General features: G+C 74.1%; 13 protein-coding genes and 1 pseudogene. 7 read left to right on the top strand and 7 right to left on the bottom strand.

Annotated elements, in window-relative coordinates; translation table 11 throughout:
- Window positions 1-8 precede the first annotated feature (8 nt).
- Window positions 9-1,886, bottom strand: a complete 1,878-nt coding sequence (locus K7787_RS09530) for a DUF8823 domain-containing protein (RefSeq protein ID WP_223001113.1) — start codon at window positions 1,884-1,886, stop codon at window positions 9-11.
- A gap of 148 nt (window positions 1,887-2,034) precedes the next feature.
- A complete protein-coding gene (locus tag K7787_RS09525) occupies window positions 2,035-4,653 on the bottom strand; it encodes a D-alanyl-D-alanine carboxypeptidase (RefSeq protein ID WP_223001112.1) in 2,619 nt (872 codons plus the stop codon).
- Window positions 4,654-5,086: 433 nt separating this feature from the next.
- Here K7787_RS09525 and K7787_RS09520 point away from each other — a divergent pair, with 433 nt between their 5' ends.
- From K7787_RS09520 to K7787_RS09510, 3 genes are all read left to right on the top strand, one after another.
- Window positions 5,087-5,839 (top strand): GOLPH3/VPS74 family protein, encoded by a 753-nt coding sequence (locus K7787_RS09520; protein WP_009189153.1) that lies wholly within the window; start codon window positions 5,087-5,089, stop codon window positions 5,837-5,839.
- 458 nt (window positions 5,840-6,297) lie between these two features.
- Window positions 6,298-7,158 carry a helix-turn-helix domain-containing protein gene (locus K7787_RS09515; protein WP_223001111.1) on the top strand — a complete coding sequence of 287 codons (861 nt, stop codon included), beginning with the start codon at window positions 6,298-6,300 and terminating at the stop codon, window positions 7,156-7,158.
- 273 nt (window positions 7,159-7,431) lie between these two features.
- The gene (locus K7787_RS09510) at window positions 7,432-7,623 is read left to right on the top strand and encodes a DUF397 domain-containing protein (RefSeq protein WP_009189155.1); all 192 of its coding nucleotides are present in this window, start codon (window positions 7,432-7,434) and stop codon (window positions 7,621-7,623) included.
- Between the two features lie 286 nt (window positions 7,624-7,909).
- On the opposite strand, the gene K7787_RS09505 is transcribed toward K7787_RS09510, so the two are convergent.
- The 3 genes from K7787_RS09505 to K7787_RS09495 all read right to left on the bottom strand — a co-directional run bounded on the left by K7787_RS09505 (window position 7,910) and on the right by K7787_RS09495 (window position 12,485).
- Entirely contained in the window at window positions 7,910-9,028 is a 1,119-nt protein-coding gene (locus tag K7787_RS09505; RefSeq protein ID WP_009189156.1) for an ADP-ribosylglycohydrolase family protein, read from the bottom strand.
- Between the two features lie 179 nt (window positions 9,029-9,207).
- Window positions 9,208-9,777: a hypothetical protein gene (locus K7787_RS09500; protein WP_164391886.1), complete on the bottom strand. Its 570-nt coding sequence runs from the start codon at window positions 9,775-9,777 to the stop codon at window positions 9,208-9,210.
- Window positions 9,778-9,899: 122 nt separating this feature from the next.
- Window positions 9,900-12,485 (bottom strand): bifunctional FO biosynthesis protein CofGH, encoded by a 2,586-nt coding sequence (locus K7787_RS09495; protein WP_223001110.1) that lies wholly within the window; start codon window positions 12,483-12,485, stop codon window positions 9,900-9,902.
- A gap of 375 nt (window positions 12,486-12,860) precedes the next feature.
- Between K7787_RS09495 and K7787_RS32255 the strand changes: the two genes are divergently transcribed.
- The 4 genes and pseudogenes from K7787_RS32255 to K7787_RS09475 all read left to right on the top strand — a co-directional run bounded on the left by K7787_RS32255 (window position 12,861) and on the right by K7787_RS09475 (window position 16,718).
- Window positions 12,861-13,004: a hypothetical protein gene (locus K7787_RS32255; RefSeq protein ID WP_308036320.1), complete on the top strand. Its 144-nt coding sequence runs from the start codon at window positions 12,861-12,863 to the stop codon at window positions 13,002-13,004.
- 83 nt (window positions 13,005-13,087) lie between these two features.
- Window positions 13,088-13,267, top strand: a pseudogene (locus K7787_RS09485) (SAM-dependent methyltransferase); the annotation flags it as partial.
- A gap of 137 nt (window positions 13,268-13,404) precedes the next feature.
- A complete protein-coding gene (gene afsR / locus K7787_RS09480; protein WP_164391356.1) occupies window positions 13,405-16,350 on the top strand; it encodes an SARP-family global regulator AfsR in 2,946 nt (981 codons plus the stop codon).
- Between the two features lie 200 nt (window positions 16,351-16,550).
- Window positions 16,551-16,718: a hypothetical protein gene (locus K7787_RS09475; RefSeq protein ID WP_156301883.1), complete on the top strand. Its 168-nt coding sequence runs from the start codon at window positions 16,551-16,553 to the stop codon at window positions 16,716-16,718.
- 142 nt (window positions 16,719-16,860) lie between these two features.
- Here the strand turns inward: K7787_RS09475 and K7787_RS09470 are convergent, their stop codons facing one another.
- Complete coding sequence (locus K7787_RS09470; RefSeq protein ID WP_223001109.1) at window positions 16,861-17,445, bottom strand: hypothetical protein; 585 nt, start codon at window positions 17,443-17,445, stop codon at window positions 16,861-16,863.
- 246 nt (window positions 17,446-17,691) lie between these two features.
- Window positions 17,692-20,055, bottom strand: a complete 2,364-nt coding sequence (gene afsK, locus K7787_RS09465; RefSeq protein WP_223001108.1) for a protein serine/threonine kinase AfsK — start codon at window positions 20,053-20,055, stop codon at window positions 17,692-17,694.
- Window positions 20,056-20,391 lie beyond the last annotated feature (336 nt).

Genomic DNA, 20,391 nt, shown 5'->3' with positions numbered 1-20,391 from the left:
CGCCGCGCTCACTTCAGCTCGTCCGGGCACGGCGTCCCCCGCGGCAGCTGGTACGGCGCCGCCAGCCGGTACGTCCCCGCCCGCGGCGCGAGCAGCATGGTCCACTTGTCGCCCTTGGCGTCCTCGGGCGTCTCCCACAGACAGCCGTTGACGTTGTCGTACGTCTTCGCCGTGCCCTCGGGGCGGTGCTTGGACGCCTCGGTCTCCTCCGGCGCCTTGAGCCGCTTGCCGTGCTCGTCCACGATGCTCAGCCAGGGCGAGTACGGGATGCGGATGAGGACGCGGCCCGGCTTGCTCACCTCGAGGGTCAGCTCGACCTGCTCGGCCCGGTCCACCACCGCGTTGGGCTCGGCGAGCGGCTTGGGGTCGGTCACCTCGAACAGCTGCCAGTTGGCGTCGCCCCAGACCTGCCGCAGATAGGGCTGGCCCTGCCGCACCAGCTCGCGTTCGCGCTGGCCGCCGTCGCCGTCCGGCTCGCCCTTGGGCAGCACCACGTAGTGCACGGCCCAGCGCTGGAGCCACTCGTGGTAGTTCGCCGAGTTGAGCGTGTCGTCGTAGAAGAGGGGGTTGCGCTTCATGTCGGCCTGGCGGTTCCAGCCGCGCGCCAGGTTGACGTACGGGGCGAGCGCGGAGGCCTCTCGGTGGGAGCTGGCCGGGACCACCTCGACCCGGCCCTTCTCCGCGCCGGCCTTCTGGAGCTGGTGGACCAGCGGCGCCAGCTCGTGCGACCAGGAGGCGGCCGGCGCGGTGTGGACGACGTCGTCCACCGACTTGACGCCGATCCAGCTGACGAAGCCGACCAGGGACAGCACGATCGCGTACCACTTGCGCGAGCGCGGGACGGCGAAGGGCAGCGCCGCCACCAGGACCACCCCGGCGAACAGCATCGCGAGGCGGGTGATGTTGGAGCCGATCTGCGAGCTGACCACCCAGACCCCGACGACCGACAGGGCGTACACCCACGAGGTGATCCGGACCGTCTTCCACTCCCGCGGGACGAGGACGGCGGCGAGGATCGCGTAGAGCAGCGGCAGGCTCGCCGAGCCGAAGCCCATGGGCTGGGTGCCGGAGAAGGGGAACAGCAGGGCCGAGACGGCCACCACCGCGGCCGGCGCGAGTCCGAGCGCCCACGCGCCCGGGCGGCGCTTCTGGAGGAACAGCGCGACCGCGACCAGGCCGACGAAGAGTCCGGCGACGGGCGAGGACATGGTGGCGAGCGCGGCCAGCGGGGCCGCGGTCAGCGCCTTCGCCCAGCGTTTGTGGCGCCAGCGGTACGGCCAGCAGAACACGGCCGCGACCGCGCCCAGCGCGAACAGCGAGCCCAGGCCGAACGTCACCCGGCCCGACAGCGCGTTGCACAGCAGCCCGAAGACCCCGGCGAGCGCCGCCCACAGGGGGTTCCTCACCGCGCGGCTGCGGATCAGGACCAGGGTCAGCAGGCCCGCCGACAGCGTCCCGGCGATCATCATCGTGGTCCGGACGCCGAGGACGGACATCAGATACGGCGAGACCATGCTGTAGGAGACGGCGTGCATCCCGCCGTACCAGGCGAGGTTGTACGCCGAGTCCGGGTGCCGGCCGACGAACTCGGCCCACGCGTCCTGCGCCGCGAGATCGCCCCCGCTGTTCGCGAGCGCGAAGAACCAGACGAGGTGCAGGACTCCGGCCAGCGCGGTGACGGAGAGGGCCGGGTGCCGCAGCATCCGCTCCCGCACCGCCATGACGACGGCCCCCGCGCGGGAGCGCCCTGCGACGACCTTTGAAGGACGGTCACTTACCGGCTTCGGGTCGTCACGTTCCGTACGGCTTGTCCGCGGTCGTATTCGCGGCCCGGCTCCCGGGCCCGGCTCGGCGTCGTCGGCGCGTGTCGGCTCCGCAGTGGCCACCTGAAGGCACTCCCCGTGTCCCGTCCTTGAGTTTCCGGCCGCGTCCCGCGACCGGCGACGTGCCCCGTCTCGCGACGCTAGCACGCACCCCGCCGGACAGGCCCGTCCGGAGGGCCCCCCGACGGGGTGCGCGGCCGGGCCGGCCGGGTCAGCCGATGCGGGTCAGCTTGGCCGTGAAGCCGGGCTCGGCCAGGTCCTTCTGCAACGCCACCGGGACGCGGATCGCGCCGCCCGCGCCGCCGTCGCCGACGGTGAGCGTGCCGACCTTGGCGCCCGCCTTCGCGGTGTGCGGGACGGCGTCGGCGGTGAAGGAGAGCTTCACCACGGAGCCGGCCCAGCCGACCGCGGTGACGTCCTCGGTGACCACGACGGGGGTGTGGCCGCCGAGCCGGTCGTCCACGTACCCGACGACGTCGCCCTTCTTCATGATCTTCTCGGCGGTCAGCGCCTTCTCGGCGCCGAGCAGCGCGGTCTTGCTGACCGCGTTGACCGTGTCGAGGATCGGGGTCTTGTGCTGGCCGAGGATCGCGCCGACGACGGTCACCGTCTGCCCGCCGACCTTCTTGCGGGCGGCGAACAGCAGGTTGCCGCCGGCCGCGGTGGTCGTGCCGGTCTTGATGCCGATCGCGCCGATCCAGTAGGGCAGCGAGTTGTAGTTCGGCCAGTTGCGCCCGGAGGGGTCGGTCCAGCTGGCGGCGCTGGTGATGGCTACCAGGGCCGGGTTCTTCACGACCGCGTTGCCGAGCTTCACCTGGTCCTGCGCCGTGGAGACGGTGGTCTCCTTCAGCCCCGAGGGGTCGGTGTACGTCGTCCGCGTCATCCCGAGTTCCTTGGCCGTGGCGTTCATCTTCTCGGCGAACGCCGCCTCCGAACCCGCGTCCCAGCGCGCCAGCAGCCGCGCGATGTTGTTCGCGGAGGGGATCATGACGGCCGACAGCGCCTGCTTCTCGGTGAGGAAGTCGCCGGCCTTGACGGTGTTCAGGGTGGACTCGCCGCCCTTGTCGTAGCCGCCCTCCTTCTCCGCCGTCGCGTCGACCTTGATCTTCGGGCCTTCCTCGCCGGGCTTGAGCGGGTGGTCCCTGAGGATGATGTACGCCGTCATCGTCTTGGCGACCGAACCGATGGCCGCCGGCTTCTGCTCGCCGAAGTGGTCCATCGTCCCGACGCCGTTCACGTCCATCCAGCCCTGGCCCTCGCCCGGCCAGGGCAGGGTCAGCTTGCCGCCGGCGAAGGTGTGGCTCTCCTTCGCGGTGAGCTGGAGACCCGGCTCGGGCAGCGGCCGCAGGGACTGCGCGATCGCGAAGACGATCAGGAGCAGCACCACCAGCGGCGTCCAGATCTTCACCCGGCGCATGGTGGTGCGCAGCGGGGTCTCCGGGGGCGGCGGGGTGTTGGTCAGCTCGGCCAGCAGGTCGAGCGGGGGCTTGGGCGGCAGCGGCTGCTGGGTGGTGCGCTCGGGGCCGACCGGGGCGGCCGCGGGGATCGCGGCGGTGACCGCCGGATCGGCCTTCGGCCGCGACGACGGCTTGCCGGGGGCGTCCTTCGGCTGCGGCGGCGCGGCGTCGGCGTCCGGCCTCGCCTTCGGCGGCCTGCGGGTCGCCGGGTCGTCGAGGGGCTTGAGCGCGACGAACTTGCTGGTGCGCTCGGCCTCGGACTCGGGCGTGGACTTCCCGCGCGCCGCGGTGTCCGCCGGGGCGCCCTTCGCGGTGCCCTGGGCGTCCTTCTTCGCGCCCTTCCCGCCGTCCTCGGTCCCGGCCTTCCCGCCCTTCTCGGCGCCGCCGAGCTTGAGCATGGTGGTGGGCTGGTCCACCGGGGGCTTGGGCGCCTTGAAGATGGCGGTGGGCTGATCGACCGGGGGGGCGGACTTCGCGTCGGACTCGGGCTTGGACGCCGGGGCGGACTCGGGCTCGGGCTCGGACTCGGCCCCGGACACCGGGTCGTGCTTGGCCTTCGCGTCGGACTCGGCCTTCGTGTCGGGCTCGGCCTTCGTGTCGGGCTTGGGCTCGGACTTCGCGTCGGGCTCGGGCTCGGACTTCGCGTCGGGCTCGGCCTCGGAGGCCGAGTCGGTCCCGGACTCCGGGGCAGACTTCGCCGCGAACTCGTGCTCGGCGGCCGGGTCAGGCTCGGACACCGGGTCAGGCTTGGACGCCGAGCCGGGCCTGGCCTCGGGCGCGGACGCCGGGGCGGACTCGGCCTCGGACGCCGGGGCGGACTCGGGCGCGGTCTCAGGCGTCGCGGCTGCGGACGTCTTGGCCGCGGGCTTCGCGTCCGCCGCCGCGCCGTCCTTCTCCGCCTCGCCCGTCGCGTCCTCCGCGTCGGTCTCGGCCCCCTCGCTCTTCGGCTCGGAGCCGGCCTTCTCCGCCTCGGAGGCGGCCTCGGGCTCGCTCTCGGCCTCGGCCTCCGCGTCGTCGTCCTTCGCCACGGGCGCGGCGTCGTCCGAGACGCGGCCCGGCCCACCAGCCGAGGCGTCCGACTCGGTCACCCCAGCCGCCTCCGGCTCCTCGTCACCCTCCCGGACGCCGTCCGGCTCATCGTCGCGTACGGCGCCCTCGCGCGCACCGTCGCCCGACGCGCCGTCACCCGCCGCGTCGCCCGCCGCACCGGCCCCCTCCGCGCGCTCCCCGGAGGAACCCGCGGAGCCCCCGCCGGACGCCCCGGAGCCCCCGGCGCCCGCGGACTCCTCCGCGCCCCCGGAGGGCTCCGCGGCGCCGGAGTCCTCCGCCGTCTTCAGATCCCGTACCGAAAGCACCCGAGTGGCCGTGTCCACACCACCGCGCCCCTCGGACGCATCGCCCGTCCCGGGCTCCCCCGCGAGGGCGAGGCGCGGGTCGCGGGCGTCGCGTGCCTCGCTCCTGGCCCCGGGAACCGGACCCGCGCTCCCCGACGTCGGTTCTGCCGACGACTCGCGCTGCTTCGACCTGTCGGGGGACTCGCCCGCCACCGATGCCTCCTCATGTGCCGCACCCCGCGTACGGCTACCGAACCGTGAACCGCCACCTGGACGCCGGCCGGTCCCGACCGGTCGTGCCACCCGGTCGTACCGCTGTCCGAACCATGTACCAGTGTCCTGTGTGCGGACCAAACCCGACCGGTAGACGAGAACGACATACCTACTGGTTCCACTACGAACCGGTCACGCACCCTCGACAGACCAATGTGAGAGGGGTCACCCTGTCATTCATCCACGCGGGGAGGCATGGATGGGCAGGAGCCGCAGAACACTTCCGGAGGAGCTTCTGCTGCTGGCACTGGACCCGGCCACGGGTACCACTGCGCAGCCGCAGTCGCTCGACCTGGGTCTGGCCGGAGCGCAGCTAGTGGAGCTGGCGCTGGCCGGACGGATAGCCCCAGACGGGGATCGTATCGCCGTGGTGGTGCCACGGCCGACAGGAGATCCGACACTGGACTGCGCGTTGGAGTTGCTGCGAAGGCGCGGCGCTCCGGTACGGGCCGTCCACTGGATCGGCGGACCCCGGCTCGGGCTCCGCCAGACCTACCTCTCGCATCTGGAGCGGTGCGGCATGGTCGCCGCCGTGCCCGGCCAGATGTGCGGGGTGCTGCCGACGACGCGCTACCAGGCGACGGACACGGCGATCAGCCGGGAGATCAAGGCCCGGCTGGATTCCGCGATCCGTACCGGCGTGCCGCCGGACCCGCGGACGGCGGCGCTCGCCGCGCTGGCCCACGCGGTCGGTCTCGGCAAGCACCTGTATCCGGGGAACGAGGGCCGCTCGTCCCGTTCCCGGCTGCGGGACCTGATCCGGCACGACCCGATGGGCGGACTCGTCGCGCACGCCGTGATGGACGTCCAGAACGGCGTGGCGGCCCAGCCCCGCCGCGGTCAGGCCACGGCCGGCCGGCAGCCCGCCGGGGCCAGGTCCGGACCGGAACCGGCCCGCGGCGTCCCGATGCAGCCGCACCACGGGTCCATGGCGCGCGCCGTGGCCCACTGAGGCGGCGCCGGCGGCAACCCGGGCGCACGACGCGCCCACCCCGAACACGCGCACAACACCGCTCGCGGAACACCCGCACAGCACCACCCGCGCACACCGTGCACCGCGCGGCACCACCCGCCGCGCGGACCGCACCCGGCGCACCCCGACGCGCGCACCGCGCGCCACCGCCGCACCGCACGTCCCCAAGTCCCGGTTCGGGAGCCGCAGGCTGAGCGGGGTGGGGAGACTCCAGGGTCTCCCCACCCCGCTCAGCCGTGCCCACGGGGCGGGCCCCCGCCGTCCCACGGTCCACCCGCTCCACCCGCTCTACACGCTCCACCCGATCCACTGAACATGCGAACTGGCGCGCAGCGCCCGCATATCCGGCGTTTCCCAGCGGTAAGAAGCACCTTGGTGGCAATCTGCTCAACAGCAGATACGCAAAGTAGAGGCACGCAGCCGGAGGTGCACGTCCCGTGGCGTCCAATGTCAATCCCACCGTCAGGCGGCGCCGACTGGGCCAGGAGCTGCGCAGGCTCCGCGAGCTCAAGGGCATGACCGCCGAGGAGGTGGCGGAGCGGCTGCTGGTGTCGCAGTCGAAGATCAGCCGCCTGGAGAACGGCCGGCGCAGCATCAGCCAGCGCGACGTCCGCGATCTGTGCGGGGTCTACGAGGTGGAGGACCACCGGATCGTCGACTCGCTGATGCAGATGGCCAAGGACTCGCGCCAGCAGGGCTGGTGGCACTCCTTCGGCGACATCCCGTACAGCGTCTACATCGGTCTGGAGACGGACGCGGCGAGCCTGAGGGTCTACGATCCGCAGGTCGTCCCGGGCCTGCTGCAGACCCGGCAGTACGCGGAGGCGCTGATCGCCGGCGCGCTGCCGGAGACGGCGCCCGCGGACGTCGACAAGCGCGTCCAGGTGCGGCTGCGGCGGCAGGAACGAATCTCCGCCGCGGAGAACCCGCTGCGGCTGTGGACCGTGCTCGACGAGGCCGCTCTGCACCGCATCGTCGGCAACTCCGACGTGATGCGCGACCAGTTGGAGCACCTGGTGGAGCAGTCCCGGCTGCCGCACGTCACCGTGCAGGTGATCCCGTTCGACATGGGCGCGCACCCGGGCCTGAACGGGCAGTACGCCATCCTGGAGTTCCCGGACGCGGCGGACTCCAGCGTCGTCTACATCGAGGGCGTCACCAGCGACCTGTACCTGGAGAAGGCCAACGACGTGCAGAAGTACAGCGTGATGTACGAGCACCTGCGGGCGCAGGCGCTGAACGTCGAGCAGTCGCGCCAGTTCATCGCGGACATCGCCAAGAAACACGCGGGCCGGTGAGCCGGTGAACCGGTGAGCCGGTGAACCGGTGAACCGGTGAACCGGTGAACCGACGATGAGCGGGCGGGACGGTACACCGTGAACCCGCTTTTACGGAAGACCTGTTGAAAAAAGCCATTCGGACGAGTGAACGGGTTTCCTGCGAGACCGAGCCCGGCGAGTAGCGTCGATCACGCCATCGAGCAAGAACGTTGGCGTGAACCGCGCTGTGGGTTTCCGACGCGTCGTGCGGTGTCAGCAATTCAACCACTCCACTCGCATTCCGGAGCAGAAATGGCAATTCGTCAGGGCGCCACGGAGACGTGGACCAAGTCCTCGTACTCCACGGGCAACGGCGCGTGCGTCGAGATCAAGTCGCCGGTCGTCGCGGCCATGGCCGTACGGGACTCCAAGGTTCCCGAGGGTCCGGTGCTCGGCTTCCCCGCCGACGCGTGGAACTCCTTCGTCCACTCGATGAAGGCGTGAGCGGGAGGACCCCCTCCTCTCCCCCTCCGGCGCCCCGAGCAGCGCCGCGCACCATCGCAGGACACAGCACCACGACAGCTGAATACGCACCACCGAGAGCCCTCTCGACGAGCCCGCCGTCCTTGCCGAGGGGGCTCTGCTCTGCCCCGGCGGGCGCGGGCGACGACGCGGTCGGCGCCCCTCGGTCGTAGCATCGGCACCCCGCGGCCGTAGCATCGGCGCCTCGCGGTCGTAGCGGGGGCGCCTCGCGGTCGTAGCGGGGGCGCCCCGCGGTCGTAGCGGGGGGCTAGGTTCCCCTCGGGTAGCGGGCCAGCCAGCCCGGGGAGGAGCCGGTGGGGCCGTGCAGCGCTGGGCCCTGGGTCATCTCCATCGCGAAGTCGTCCGCCAGCACCAGCAGCGTGGGGCGGCCCTCCAGTTCGGCCAGCCAGGCCGGCGGGAGGGCCGTCTCGCCGTGCAGGGCGCCGAGCAGCCCGCCGGTGAGCGCGCCGGCCGCGCCCGAGGGGCCGTCCTGGTTCACCGCCAGGCACAGGCCGTGCCGTACGTCCTCGCCGACCAGCGCGCAGTACACCGCGACCGCCAGCGACTCCTCCGCGGTGCCCTCCCCCGCCAGCTCCGCCACCCGTCCCGGCCCCGGCATGCCCTGCCGGACCGCGCCGAGGGCGTGCTGGAGGGCGTCCGACACCGGCTGGTGCCCGGGCCGTACGGCCAGCAGCGCCAGCGCCTTCTGCACCGCGCCGTCCAGATCGTCGCCCCGGGCCAGCGCGTGCACGATCACGGCGTACGCCCCCGCCGCCAGGCACGCGGAGGGGTGGCCGTGGGACTGCGCGGCGCACTCGACGGCGAGCTGCACGACGAGCTGCGGCTCCCACCCGACGAGCAGCCCGAACGGCGCCGACCGGGCGGCGGCCTCCGGTCCGGGCTCGCCGGGGTTCTTGGGCGCCTCCAGGGTGCCCATGACCTCGTCGCCGAAGCCGAGGAGCAGCGCCCGCGTGGCGTCCCGGCGGGCGTAGAGCCACTCCTCGCGGGCCAGCCAGCCGTCCTCCGCGCGGCGTTCGTCGGGGCCCCAGTCGCGTTGGGTGGCCGCCCACCGCAGATAGGCCCGGTGCAGATCGGTCGGCGGGTGCCAGGCGCCGGTGTCGCGGCGCACCTGGGCGCGGATCAGGCCGTCCACGGAGAACAGGGTGAGCTGGGTGAGGTGCGAGACCGCGCCGCGCCGGCCGTGGGCGGGCAGCAGGTCCACGACGCCCTCGGGGCCGTGCGCCGCCTGGATCCCGGCCAGGTCGAGGCGGTCCACCGGCGCGCCGAGCGCATCGCCGAGCGCCGCCCCGAGCAGGGTGCCGCGCACCCGGCTGCGGAAGTCCTGCTGCTCGGCACGCCCCCAGACGACACCGGTCGCCGCACTCACGTCGTACTCACCCAGACCTCCCTCACGGCACCGTCCGTATGTACGACGCTCGGCACTGTAGTCGAACGGGAAGGCTGTGTTCAGGGGGCGATTTCCGGCGGACCAGGCGAGAGGGAGCGGACGCGGCGGGGGCGGACGCGGAGGGGGCGCCCGCCTCGGGACGGAGCGGGGCGCCGTCGCTAGGCGACGACGACCACCCGCGTCCCCTTCTCCGCGAACGTCCACAGCGCCGCGCCGTCGGCCTTGCCCGTGCGGACGCCGCCCGTCTTGACGTCGGGGGCGACCGGCGGCGGCGAGGCGCCGTCCACGGCGTTGCTGAAGGCGATGAAGATGCCCGCCTTGCCGGCGAAGTACATGATGTGCTCGATCTTCGTGCCGTCCGAGCCCGTGGTGGCCGGCACCCGCTGGGAGATCGCGTAGGCGCCCGGGTCCGGGCTGACCGTGCCGGGCCAGACGGTGAAGGTGCGCACCGGCATGCCGCGCACGTCCATCAGCCACACCCGCTTCTGGCCGAGCGAGTAGACCACGCGGCGGCCGGTGCCCGAGCCGGCCGGGGGCTCGGGCGGGGTGCTGGGCTTGGGCGAGGCGGCCGGGTGGTGGGCGCCGGCCGACGCCGAGGTGCTCGGGCGGGCGGTCGCGGCCGTGGGCTGCGGGCCGTGGTCGGCCTGGACGGCGAGCACGGCGACCGCCGCCACGGCTCCCACGGTCAGGCCGCTGACCCAGGCCCACGAAGGTATTCGGGCCGGCATGGGCACGCATCTCCTCGGCTGTTCGACCCCTCCTCCGGGGGCCGGATCATCCTACTGCGAGCCGCCCGTGCCCCGGCCTGTCCGGCCACCGGCGGCCGGGCGCTCCGGACGGCCCGTCCCGGCTACTCCAGCACCGGCAGCAGCTCGGGCAGATGGCCGTCGGAGGCCGCCGCCGCGCGCTGCCGCTCCTCGGGCACCTCGCCGTACAGCGTGGTGCGCGGCTTCGCCGGCCGGCCGGCCGCCGCCGCCACCGCGACGAGGTCCTTGACCGACTTGTACGACCCGTAGGAGGAGCCCGCCATCCGCGAGATCGTCTCCTCCATCAGCGTGCCGCCGACGTCGTTGGCGCCCGAGCGCAGCATCTCGGCCGCGCCCTCGGCGCCGAGCTTGACCCAGCTGGTCTGGATGTTCGGGATGTGCGGGTGCAGCAGCAGCCGGGCCATCGCGGTGACCGCCCGGTTGTCCCGCACGGTCGGGCCGGGGCGGGCGATGCCGGCCAGGTAGACGGGGGCGTTGGTGTGCACGAACGGCAGGGTGACGAACTCCGTGAAGCCGCCCGTCTCCTGCTGGATACGGGCCAGGGTGCGGAAGTGGCCGAGCCAGTGCCGGGGCTGGTCGACGTGGCCGTACATCATGGTCGAGGACGAGCGGATGCCCAGCTCGTGCGCGGTCGTCACCACCTCGATCCAGGTCGCCGTGGGCAGCTTGCCCTTGGTCAGCACCCAGCGGACCTCGTCGTCCAGGATCTCCGCCGCCGTGCCGGGGATGGTGTCGAGCCCGGCCTCCTTTGCAGCCGTCAGCCACTCGCGGATCGACAGGCCGGTGCGGGTCGCGCCGTTGACCACCTCCATCGGCGAGAAGGCGTGCACGTGCATCCCCGGGACGCGTTCCTTGACGGCCTTCGCGATGTCGAAGTACGCCGTGCCGGGCAGGTCCGGGTGGATGCCGCCCTGCATGCACACCTCGACCGCGCCCACCTCCCACGCCTGCTGCGCCCGGTCGGCGACCTGGTCCAGGGAGAGGGTGTAGGCGTCGGCGTCGGTGCGGCGCTGCGCGAAGGCGCAGAACCGGCAGCCGGTGTAGCAGACGTTGGTGAAGTTGATGTTCCGGGTGACGATGTACGTCACGTCGTCGCCCACCGCCGCCCGGCGCACGTCGTCGGCGATCCGGCACAGGGCGTCCAGCGCGGGCCCGTCCGCGTGCAGCAGGGCCAGGGCCTCGGCGTCGGTGAGCTTCGTCGGGTCGTCGGCGGCCGTGCGCAGCGCCTGCCGTACGTCCGTGTCGATGCGCTCGGGCGCCATGCCGGGGGCGGCCGCCTCGCGCAGGGCGTCCCAGTCGCCGTAGACCTCGTCGAAGTCGTCGCGGCGGTCGGTGGTGCGGCCCTCGGTGTCGATGGAGGCGTGCAGGTCGGTGCGGCCGAAGGCGGTGAACGCCTCGTCCGGCTCCTGCCACGGGCGGCCCGTCACGACGGCGTCCTCGCGGGCGAGGCCGGTCGCCGGGTCGGCCAGGGCGCGTACGTGCGGCAGCAGCCGGGGGTCCAGCCAGGGTTCGCCGCGGGTGACGAACTCCGGGTAGACGCAGAGGCGTTCGCGCAGCTCGAAGCCGGCCGCGCGGGACTTCTCGGCGAGTCTGTCGATCTGCGGCCAGGGGCGCTCGGGGTTGACGTGGTCGATGGTGAGCGGGGAGACGCCGCCCCAGTCGTCGATACCGGCGCCGATGAGCCGCTCGTACTCGCCGTCGACCAGGTTGGGCGGGGCCTGGAGGCAGGCCGAGGGGCCCATGATGTGGCGGGCGACGGCGACCGTGGCGACCAGGTCGTCCAGTTCGGCGTCCGGCATGCCGCGCATCGCCGTGTCCGGCTTGGCGCGGAAGTTCTGGATGATCAGCTCCTGGACGCCGTGGTAGGCGCGGGCGACCTTGCGCAGCGCGAACAGGGACTCGGCGCGCTCCTCGTACGTCTCGCCGATGCCGATGAGGATGCCCGAGGTGAACGGCACGGAGGAGCGTCCGGCGTCCTCCAGCACCCGGAGCCGGACGGCGGGTTCCTTGTCCGGGGAGCCGTGGTGGGGGCCGCCCGGCTCGGACCACAGGCGGGTCGCGGTGGTCTCCAGCATCATGCCCATGGAGGGCGCGACCGGCTTGAGCCGCTGGAAGTCGGTCCAGGTCAGGACGCCCGGGTTGAGGTGGGGCAGCAGGCCCGTCTCCTCCAGGATGCGGATCGAGACGGCGCGGACGTAGGCGATGGTGTCGTCGTAGCCGTGCGCGTCGAGCCACTCGCGGGCCTCGGGCCAGCGGTCCTCGGGCTTGTCGCCCAGGGTGATCAGGGCTTCCTTGCAGCCGAGTTCGGCGCCCTTGCGGGCGATGTCGAGGACTTCGTCGGGGGACATGAACATCCCGTGGCCGGCGCGGCGGAGCTTGCCGGGGACGGTGACGAAGGTGCAGTAGTGGCACTTGTCGCGGCACAGCCGGGTCAGCGGGATGAACACGCTCTTGGAGTAGGTGATGACGCCGGGCCGGCCGGCCGCCTCCAGTCCCGCGTCGCGCACCCGCGCGGCGGAGGCGGCGAGGTCGTCGAGGTGCTCGCCGCGGGCCTGGAGCAGCACCGCGGCCTCGGCGACGTCGAGGGCGACGCCGTCCCGGGCCCGTTTGAGCGCGCGACGCAGGGAGTTCTCGGTGGGTCCGGTTCCGGAGGTCGCGGAAGTCGTCATCCTTCGAGCATACGGACGCGGTGATCAAGTCCGGGTTCCGGCGGGTCCCGGCGGCGCGGGTGAGGGGCGTACGGCAGGGACACGGGGGCTTGACCCCTGGGTCGCGGTGGGCGGCGCACGACACAGGCCAGGGGCCGGGGCCTGACCGGCCGCGCTCCGCCGACCGGGAGCGGCCCGGGCGGGTCCCGCGGACGGCCGCCGGTCACGCGAGCGCGTTTCCGGCCACCGGACCGGTGGCCGCGGCGGCGCGGCCGGCGGGACGCGGACGCTCAGGTCACTCGACGGCGACGGCATAGGTGACGCGCTCGGGCTCGCGCGTGGCGGAGGCGCCCGCCGTGGGCGCGGCGCCCGCCGAGCGCCGGAGCGGGAGCGCCCGTGGCCGTCGCGGCGGGAGTGGCCGCGGCCGCCCCGGCCGCCGTACCCCGCCGCCCGGCCGGCGACCACGCCCCCGTCACCGAGGGACTCACCGCCCACGGCCTGCCGGTCACCGCCACGGTCCCGCCCGAGCCGACCGGCTGATACCCGCGCAACGGCCCCCACCCGGCCGCCGCCTCCGAGCACTGGTTCTTCGGCGACGGCATGGTCCACGGCGTCCGCCTGGAGGGCGGCCGCCGTACTTCCTGCGCCCCGTCGAGGACGTCGAGGGCTTCTTCGCGGGCCTGGAACCGGTCCCGCCGGGCGTGGTGCCGGTGCCGCTGTGGCGGCCGGAACCGGCCGCGGAGGGCGCCCCCGGCGCGCCGCGGCCGATCGGCCGGCACGGCGGGCTGGGCCGCAAGCCCTGACCCCCGATTGTGAGGGCCTTGTGAGGCCGGGTACCACGCTCTGTGATCGCCGTCTCGCGGAGCTGACGCATCCGGTGCCAGCAAGGCAAACTGGCCTCTCGATGGTGGTTTGTTCGGCAGGTGGCCAGGGGGCAGCGATGGACGGTGTACCGCGAATGCCTGAGCGGCGGGGGCCCGGAGCACCGGCGCCACTGCGCTTCGGCGTCCTCGGCCCGGTGCGCGCCTGGCGCGGCGAGGAACCGCTGCACACCGGCTCACCGCAGCAACGCGCCCTGCTGGCCGCCCTGTTGCTGCGCGAGGGCCGCACCGCGACCGCGTCCGAGCTGATCGACGCGCTGTGGGGCGAGGAGCCGCCGCACCAGGCGCTGGCCGCGGTCCGCACCTACGCCTCCCGGCTGCGCAAGGCCCTCGACCCGGACATCCTGGTCAGCGAGTCCGGCGGCTACGCCGTGCGCGGCCTCGGCGAGGACGCCCTCGACCTGGCCGCGGCGCAGGAACTCGCGGCGGCGGCCGACAAGGCCCGCGCCGCCGGCGACCTCGGCCGCGCCCGGGAGGCGCTGCGCGGCGCGCTCGCCCTGTGGGACGGCGAACCGCTGGCCGGGCTGCCCGGCCCGTACGCCGAGGCGCAGCGCGCCCGCCTGGAGGAGTGGCGGCTCCAACTCCTCGAAGCCCGGCTCGACCTGGACCTCGAACAGGGCTGCCACGCGGAGGCCGTCTCCGAACTCACCGCGCTGACCGCCGCGCACCCGCTGCGCGAGCGGCTGCGCGAACTGCTGATGCTCGCCCTGTACCGCAGCGGCCGCCAGGCCGAGGCCCTCGCGGTCTACGCCGACACCCACCGGCTGCTCGCCGAGGAACTGGGCGTGGACCCGCGCCCGGAGCTGCGCGACCTCCAGCAGCGCATCCTCCAGGCCGACCCGGCCCTCGCCGAACCCTCCGCCCCGCCGCCCGAACCGGCGGCCGCTCCGGTGCGCCCCGCGCAACTCCCGGCGACCGTGCCCGACTTCACCGGCCGTGCCGCGTTCGTGGTCGAGCTGAGCGAGGTGCTGGCGTCGGCGGACGGCCGGGTGATGGCGGTCTCCGCGCTGGCCGGGATCGGCGGCGTCGGCAAGACCACGCTCGCCGTGCACGTCGCCCACCAGGCCCGGTCGGCCTTCCCCGACGGCCAGCTCTACGTCGACCTCCAGGGCGCCGGCTCGCGCGCCGCCGAACCGGAGACCGTCCTCGGCTCCTTCCTGCGCGCCCTCGGCACCGCCGACTCGGCGATCCCGGACTCCCTGGAGGAGCGCGCGGCGCTGTACCGGTCGGTGCTGGACGGCCGCCGGGTGCTCGTCCTGCTGGACAACGCCCGGGACGCCGCGCAGGTCAGGCCGCTGCTGCCGGGCACGGAGGGCTGCGCGGCCCTGGTCACCTCGCGGGTGCGGATGGTGGACCTCGCCGGGGCGCACCTGGTGGACCTGGACGTGATGAGCCCGGAGGAGGCGCTGTCCCTCTTCACCAAGATCGTCGGCGAGGAGCGGGTGTCCTCGGAGCGCGAGGCCGCCCTCGACGTGGTGGCCGCCTGCGGCTTCCTCCCGCTGGCCATCCGCATCGCCGCCTCCCGGCTCGCCTCCCGCCGCACCTGGACGGTGTCGGTGCTGGCGGCCAAACTCGCCGACGAGCGGCGGCGGCTGGACGAGCTGCAGGCGGGCGACCTCGCGGTCAAGGCCACCTTCGAACTCGGCTACGGCCAGCTGGAACCGGCCCAGGCCCGCGCCTTCCGCCTGCTCGGCCTGGCCGACGGCCCCGACATCTCCCTGGCCGCGGCCGCCGCCGTGCTGGACCTCCCGGTGGAGGACACCGAGGACCTGCTGGAGTCCCTGGTCGACACCTCCCTGCTGGAGTCCGCCGCCCCCGGCCGCTACCGCTTCCACGACCTGGTCCGCCTCTACGCCCGCGCCTGCGCCGAACGCGACGAACACCCGCCGAGCGAACGCGACGCGGCAATGTCGCGGCTGCTGGACTTCTATCTGGCGACCGTCGCCGGCGTCTACTCCATCGAGCGCCCCGGCGACCGCCTGGCCGACCACCTGGAGCGCGCGGAGTACCCGGGGCTCGCCTTCTCCGACCGGCACGCGGCCCAGGACTGGCTGTACTCCGAGGCGGTGTCCCTGCTGGCCTGCGTACGCCAGTGCACCCAGCAGCCGGGCATGCTGCGCCGCGCCGTGGACGTCCTGTGGGCGGCGGTCGACCTGGCGGAGTCGGGGGCGAACTCGAAGGAGTACGAGACGACCGCGACCGCCGTCCGCGCCGCCGCACAGGCCGCCGGGGACCAGCGGGCGGAGGCCCGCGCCCTGGTCACGCTGGCCAACGGCCACCACGCGTCCGGCCGGTTCGAGCTGGCGGACCAGGAAGCCGCCGAAGCGGTCCGGCTGGCGGAGCTGGCGGCCGACCCGCTGCCCCAGTGCTGGGCGTCCAACATGCTGGGGATCATCGCGCTGTACCAGAGCCGGTACGACGCCGGGGAGACGCACCTGACCCGCGCCATCGAGAACTTCCGCTCCTCCGGGGACCGCCCCGGGGAGGCCAGCGCCCTGTGCAACCTCTCGCGGATCCACCTGGCGACGGACCGCACCGCGAGCGCGGTGTCGCTGGCCCAGCAGGGGACCGACATGTACGACGACATGGGCCACGCCCTGCGCGGGGCCAACGGCCGCTATGCACTCGGCCTCGCGCTCACCCAGAGCGGCCGGCTCGAACTGGCCGCCGACCGCCTGGAAGAGGCGCTCGCCGTGTTCCGGGACAGCCGGCAGCGCCTGTGGGAGGGCATGACCCTCTTCCGCCTGGCGGAGGTCGATCTCGCCGCCCGGCGGTTGGCCGAGGCCGCGACCCACGCCGAATCGGCGCTCACCCTGCTCCGCGGGATCGGCGGCGAGTGGCGGCGCGGGAACGTGCTCACCCTGCTCGGCAGGGCGCTGAGCGGCATCGGTCACACCGGGCGCGCCCACGTCTGTCTGCGCGAAGCCCTCGGTATCTTCGAGGGCTTGGGCGCACCGGAGGCCGCAGAGGTGCGGTCGCTGCTCGAACCGCGCGCGGTCGCCTGACACGTCGCTCCTGCGCGTTCATCGTTCGTTTATCGCTACCCGGCACTCTCGGTCGTGTCGTTCCGTCGCGTCGGGGGGCGGACGGAACGCCGTACGGCCGCGCCTTAGGGTGTATCGGCCCAGAGGTGCCCGTCCGGCGGCCCTCGGGGGAGTTGCCGGACGGGCCTTTTTCGTCAGCACGAAGCATCACGGGAGCAGTCATGAGCGACGCCGAGCAGAAGACCGAGGAGGGGACCGAGGTCCCCGAGGTGACCACGCTGAACACCCACGCCACCAGCGAGCCGCTGAAGCCGGTCACGCTGGCCGCGGGCGAGGACGGCGGCGTGGCCACGCCGGACAACACCCACGCCACGGACGAGAAGGCCTGACCGGCCTTCACCGACCGGGGGGACCGGCCGCGGTGGCACCGAGGGGGAGCCGCCGCGGCCGAGGCATGTCCGGCCCCGGTCATCCACGCGCCCGCTTCCCGCGGGCGCGTACGCAGGTGACGCGTACGCAGGTGGCGTGCCGTCAGTCGTCGAGCGGCGGGGCGGTCGGGTCCGGGGCGCAGTGGTCGACCTCGTGGATCAGGCCGTCGTCCTTGACGCCGCCGTCGTCCAGCGGGACGCGGACCCGTGCCGTGCCGTCGGCCGGGACGGTGACCTCGGCCGACCTGTAGGCGACCGACTCGTCCTCGGCGTCCCGGAATTCGACGAAGGCGGTGAACTTCGCTCCGGCGCCGTTGGGGTTGCTGACCTCGACGGTGGCGTACGGCGCCTTCTGCGTCGCGCAGCTCACCAGCCTCACCTTGCCGGCGGCCAGGTCGCCGCCGCTCGCCGTGCCGGAGGCCGAGGGTGTGGAGCGGTACCCGGGGCGGCGGCTGGAGGAGCCGCCGCTCGAACTGCCGCCGGTGCCGTAGCTGTCCTCGGCGTCGGCGTCGCCGTACGTGTCGTCGGTGTCGTCGTACGCGCTCCGGCCGCCCGACGTGGACGACGTCGTGCTGTCGTGGTCCTGGTGCGAGCTGCTGCAGCCTCCGCCGCTCCCGCCGTGACCGCTGTGACCGTGGCCGTGGCCCCGGGAGAAGCCGGTCAGCGCCAGCACCGTCGCCGCCAGCACCGCCGCCAGCCGGAGACTGCGTCCCCGCCCCCGAGTTCCGCGTGCTTTCCGTGCTCCCCGTATCCGCATGGCGGTCACCCTATCGACCGCCCGGCAGTCGGGTGGCGGGGGTCGCGCACCCGGCGTAGTTTCGTGAGTGCGAGCAGTGACGCGGCGCAGGCCGCTCACCCGTGACGACGGCCGTCGTCCGAGCCCAGCCCTTCCGTGCATCCCGTGCGACGGCCGTCACCAACCAGCGGCGGATTCCTACGTCGTGCGGGCCGTGCCCGTGCCCTTCTCCGCGTCCAGCGCGTACACGCAGCGGTCCTTGCTGCAGGCGTAGACGACGCCGTCGCGCACCACCGGGGAGCCGGTGATCTCGCCGCCGGTGGCCAGCTTCCAGCGCAGCCGGCCGTCGTCGGCCTTCAGCGTGTACAGCAGGTGGTCCGTGGAGCCGAAGTGGATGCGGCCCTCGGCCACCGCCGGGGAGCCGACGATCTCGCCGCCGGACTGGAAGCGCCACTTGGGCGTCCCGGTCACCGCGTCCAGGGTGTACAGGCCCTTGCCGCTGCCGACGTGCACATGGCCGGCCGCCACCAGCACCGGGTCGATCGCGGACCGCGCCTCGGTGGCGATGCGCCAGCGGTCGCGGCCGTCGGTGGCGTCCAGGGCGTAGACCGTGCCGAGGTAGTCGGCGAGGTAGACGCCGCCGCCGGTGACGGCGGGGCCGGGGGCGAAGGCCGGCGGGCACAGGAACACCGCGGGCGCCTCGAAGTGCCAGCGCACATGCCCGCTCGCCACGTCGAGGGCGACGACGCGGGTGCCGGCGCAGACGTAGACGTAGCCATCGGGGGCGGGGGTGACGCGGACCGGGACGCCGCCGCAGGAGGCCGCGTCGCCGATGGGGTAGGACCAGCGCTCCTCGCCGGTGCGGGCCTCCAGGGCGCGCAGCCGGGCGTCCTGCCAGACGTAGACCGTGCCGTCGTGGAGGGCGGGGCCGGCCTCGGGGGTCTCGAAGTCGCTCTGGCAGCCGGTGATCTCCCACAGCTTCTGCCCGCCGGCCGCCTCCCAGCCCTGGACGCCGCCGCCGCGGGTGCCGGTGACGACGGTGCCCCGGTCGGCCTTGAGGGTGTACACCCAGGCGTCGGTCTGCAGCCGCCACAGGTCGGCGCCCTCGCGGGCGTCCAGCGCGAACAGGGTGGGGCCGTCGGAGGCGTGGATGCGGCCGTCGGCGACCGCCGTCGACCAGGCCACGTCGCGGGTCTTGAAGCGGCGGCGGCCGGTGGCCACGTCCAGGGCGTGCACCTCGAAGGAGGTGACGTAGACCAGGTCGCCGGCGACGGCGGGGGTGCCCCAGACGTCGTTGGACATGCGGAAGCGCCAGGGGCGCCAGCCGGGCGCGGTCTCCGGCGGCACGGCGGGCGCGGCCGGCCCGCCGGGCAGGGGGGCGACGGCGGAGGCGACCGGGTCGGCGCCGGGGCGGGGCTTGGACCAGGAGGCGGCGAGCCCGGCCTCGGGCGGGGGCGCCTTCACGGCGGCGGCGCGGGCGTCGGCGACGCGCGGCCCGGGTCCGATCGGCACCCGGGCGCCGGCCAGCTGCACCGGCCCGGGGTCGGGCGCGCCCACCGGGACGGGCGGGTGGTGCGGGGCCGGGACGACCGGGTCGTGCGAGGGCGGCGGCGGCACGTGCGGGCGGCCCGCGCCCCGCGGGCCGGGCGAGGTGGGCGGCGGGACGGGACGGCCGCCGCGGCGGGACTCGATCAGGCCGACCGCCGGCTCGGGCAGCCAGGCGGAGGCGGTGCCGCTGTCGTCGGAGCCGGAGCCGAAGAGGTGGGGGGCGAGCTGGGCCTGGAGGTCGGCGGGGGTGGGGCGGGCGGTGGCGTCCATCTGCATGCAGGACTCGATCAGCGGGCGCAGTTCGTCCGGGAGCCCTTCGAGGTCCGGTCCCTCGCGCAGCAGCATGAAGACGGTCTCGACCGGGTTGGCGCCGTGGAAGGGGGCGTGTCCGGTGGCGGCGAAGACGAGGGTGGAGCCGAGCGAGAAGACGTCGCTGGCGCCGGTGACGCTGCGGGAGTCCTTGGCCTGCTCGGGCGACATGTAGGCGGGGGTGCCGACGGCGACGTTCGTCATCGTCAAACGGGTGTTCGAAACACCGGAGGCGATGCCGAAGTCGATCACCCGCGGCCCGTCCTCCACCACGAGGACGTTGGACGGCTTCAGGTCGCGGTGGACCAGCCCGGCGCCGTGGATGGACTGCAGCGCCTCGGCGATCCCGGCCGCCAGCCAGCGCACCGCCTGCGCCGGCAGCGGACCGCACTCGGTCACTATCTCCTCGAGGGAGGGCGCGGGGACGTAGGCGGTGGCGAGCCAGGGCACGGCGGCGCGCGGGTCGGCGTCCACGACCGCGGCCGTGTAGAAGCCGGAGACCGCCCGCGCGGCCTCGACCTCGCGCGTGAAGCGGACCCGGAAGAGCTGGTCCTCGGCCAGCTCGGTGCGGACGGTCTTGATCGCCACCCGCCGCCCGGACGCCGAGCGCGCGAGATAGACCAGCCCCATGCCGCCGGCGCCCAGCCGTCCCAGCACCTCGAACGGCCCGATCCGCCGCGGATCGTGCTGCGTCAGCTGATCCACTTGCCTGCCACCTCCCCGTACGAGCCGCGTCACCACCTGTGTACGCGGCCCCCGTGCAGCGTCTCACCCACCGCACCGCCATGGCGGCACGCACCCCGATTCTTCCTGGCCGGGGCACTGGTTGCGAACCCGCCGACGAATCGGGATGTCCCGCCGCAATTCTCCGCCAAAGCGGTGCTTTCCAGCCGGACCGCGTACCGAATTCACCTTTCCGGTACGAGCGGGCGCCGCCGTTCCGGTCCGGCCGGGTCCCGTCGTTCCGTTGCGACCGGACCGGCGGCCCTTCCGGTACGGCCGGGTCCGCGCCGCCTTCCGGTACGGCTCCGGGGCCGCGCC

The organism is Streptomyces sennicomposti (assembly GCF_019890635.1).
GTDB classification, from domain to species: Bacteria; Actinomycetota; Actinomycetes; order Streptomycetales; family Streptomycetaceae; genus Streptomyces; species Streptomyces sennicomposti.
Note: the sequence above shows the minus strand (reverse complement) of the source record. Positions and strands in the feature narration are given on the sequence as shown.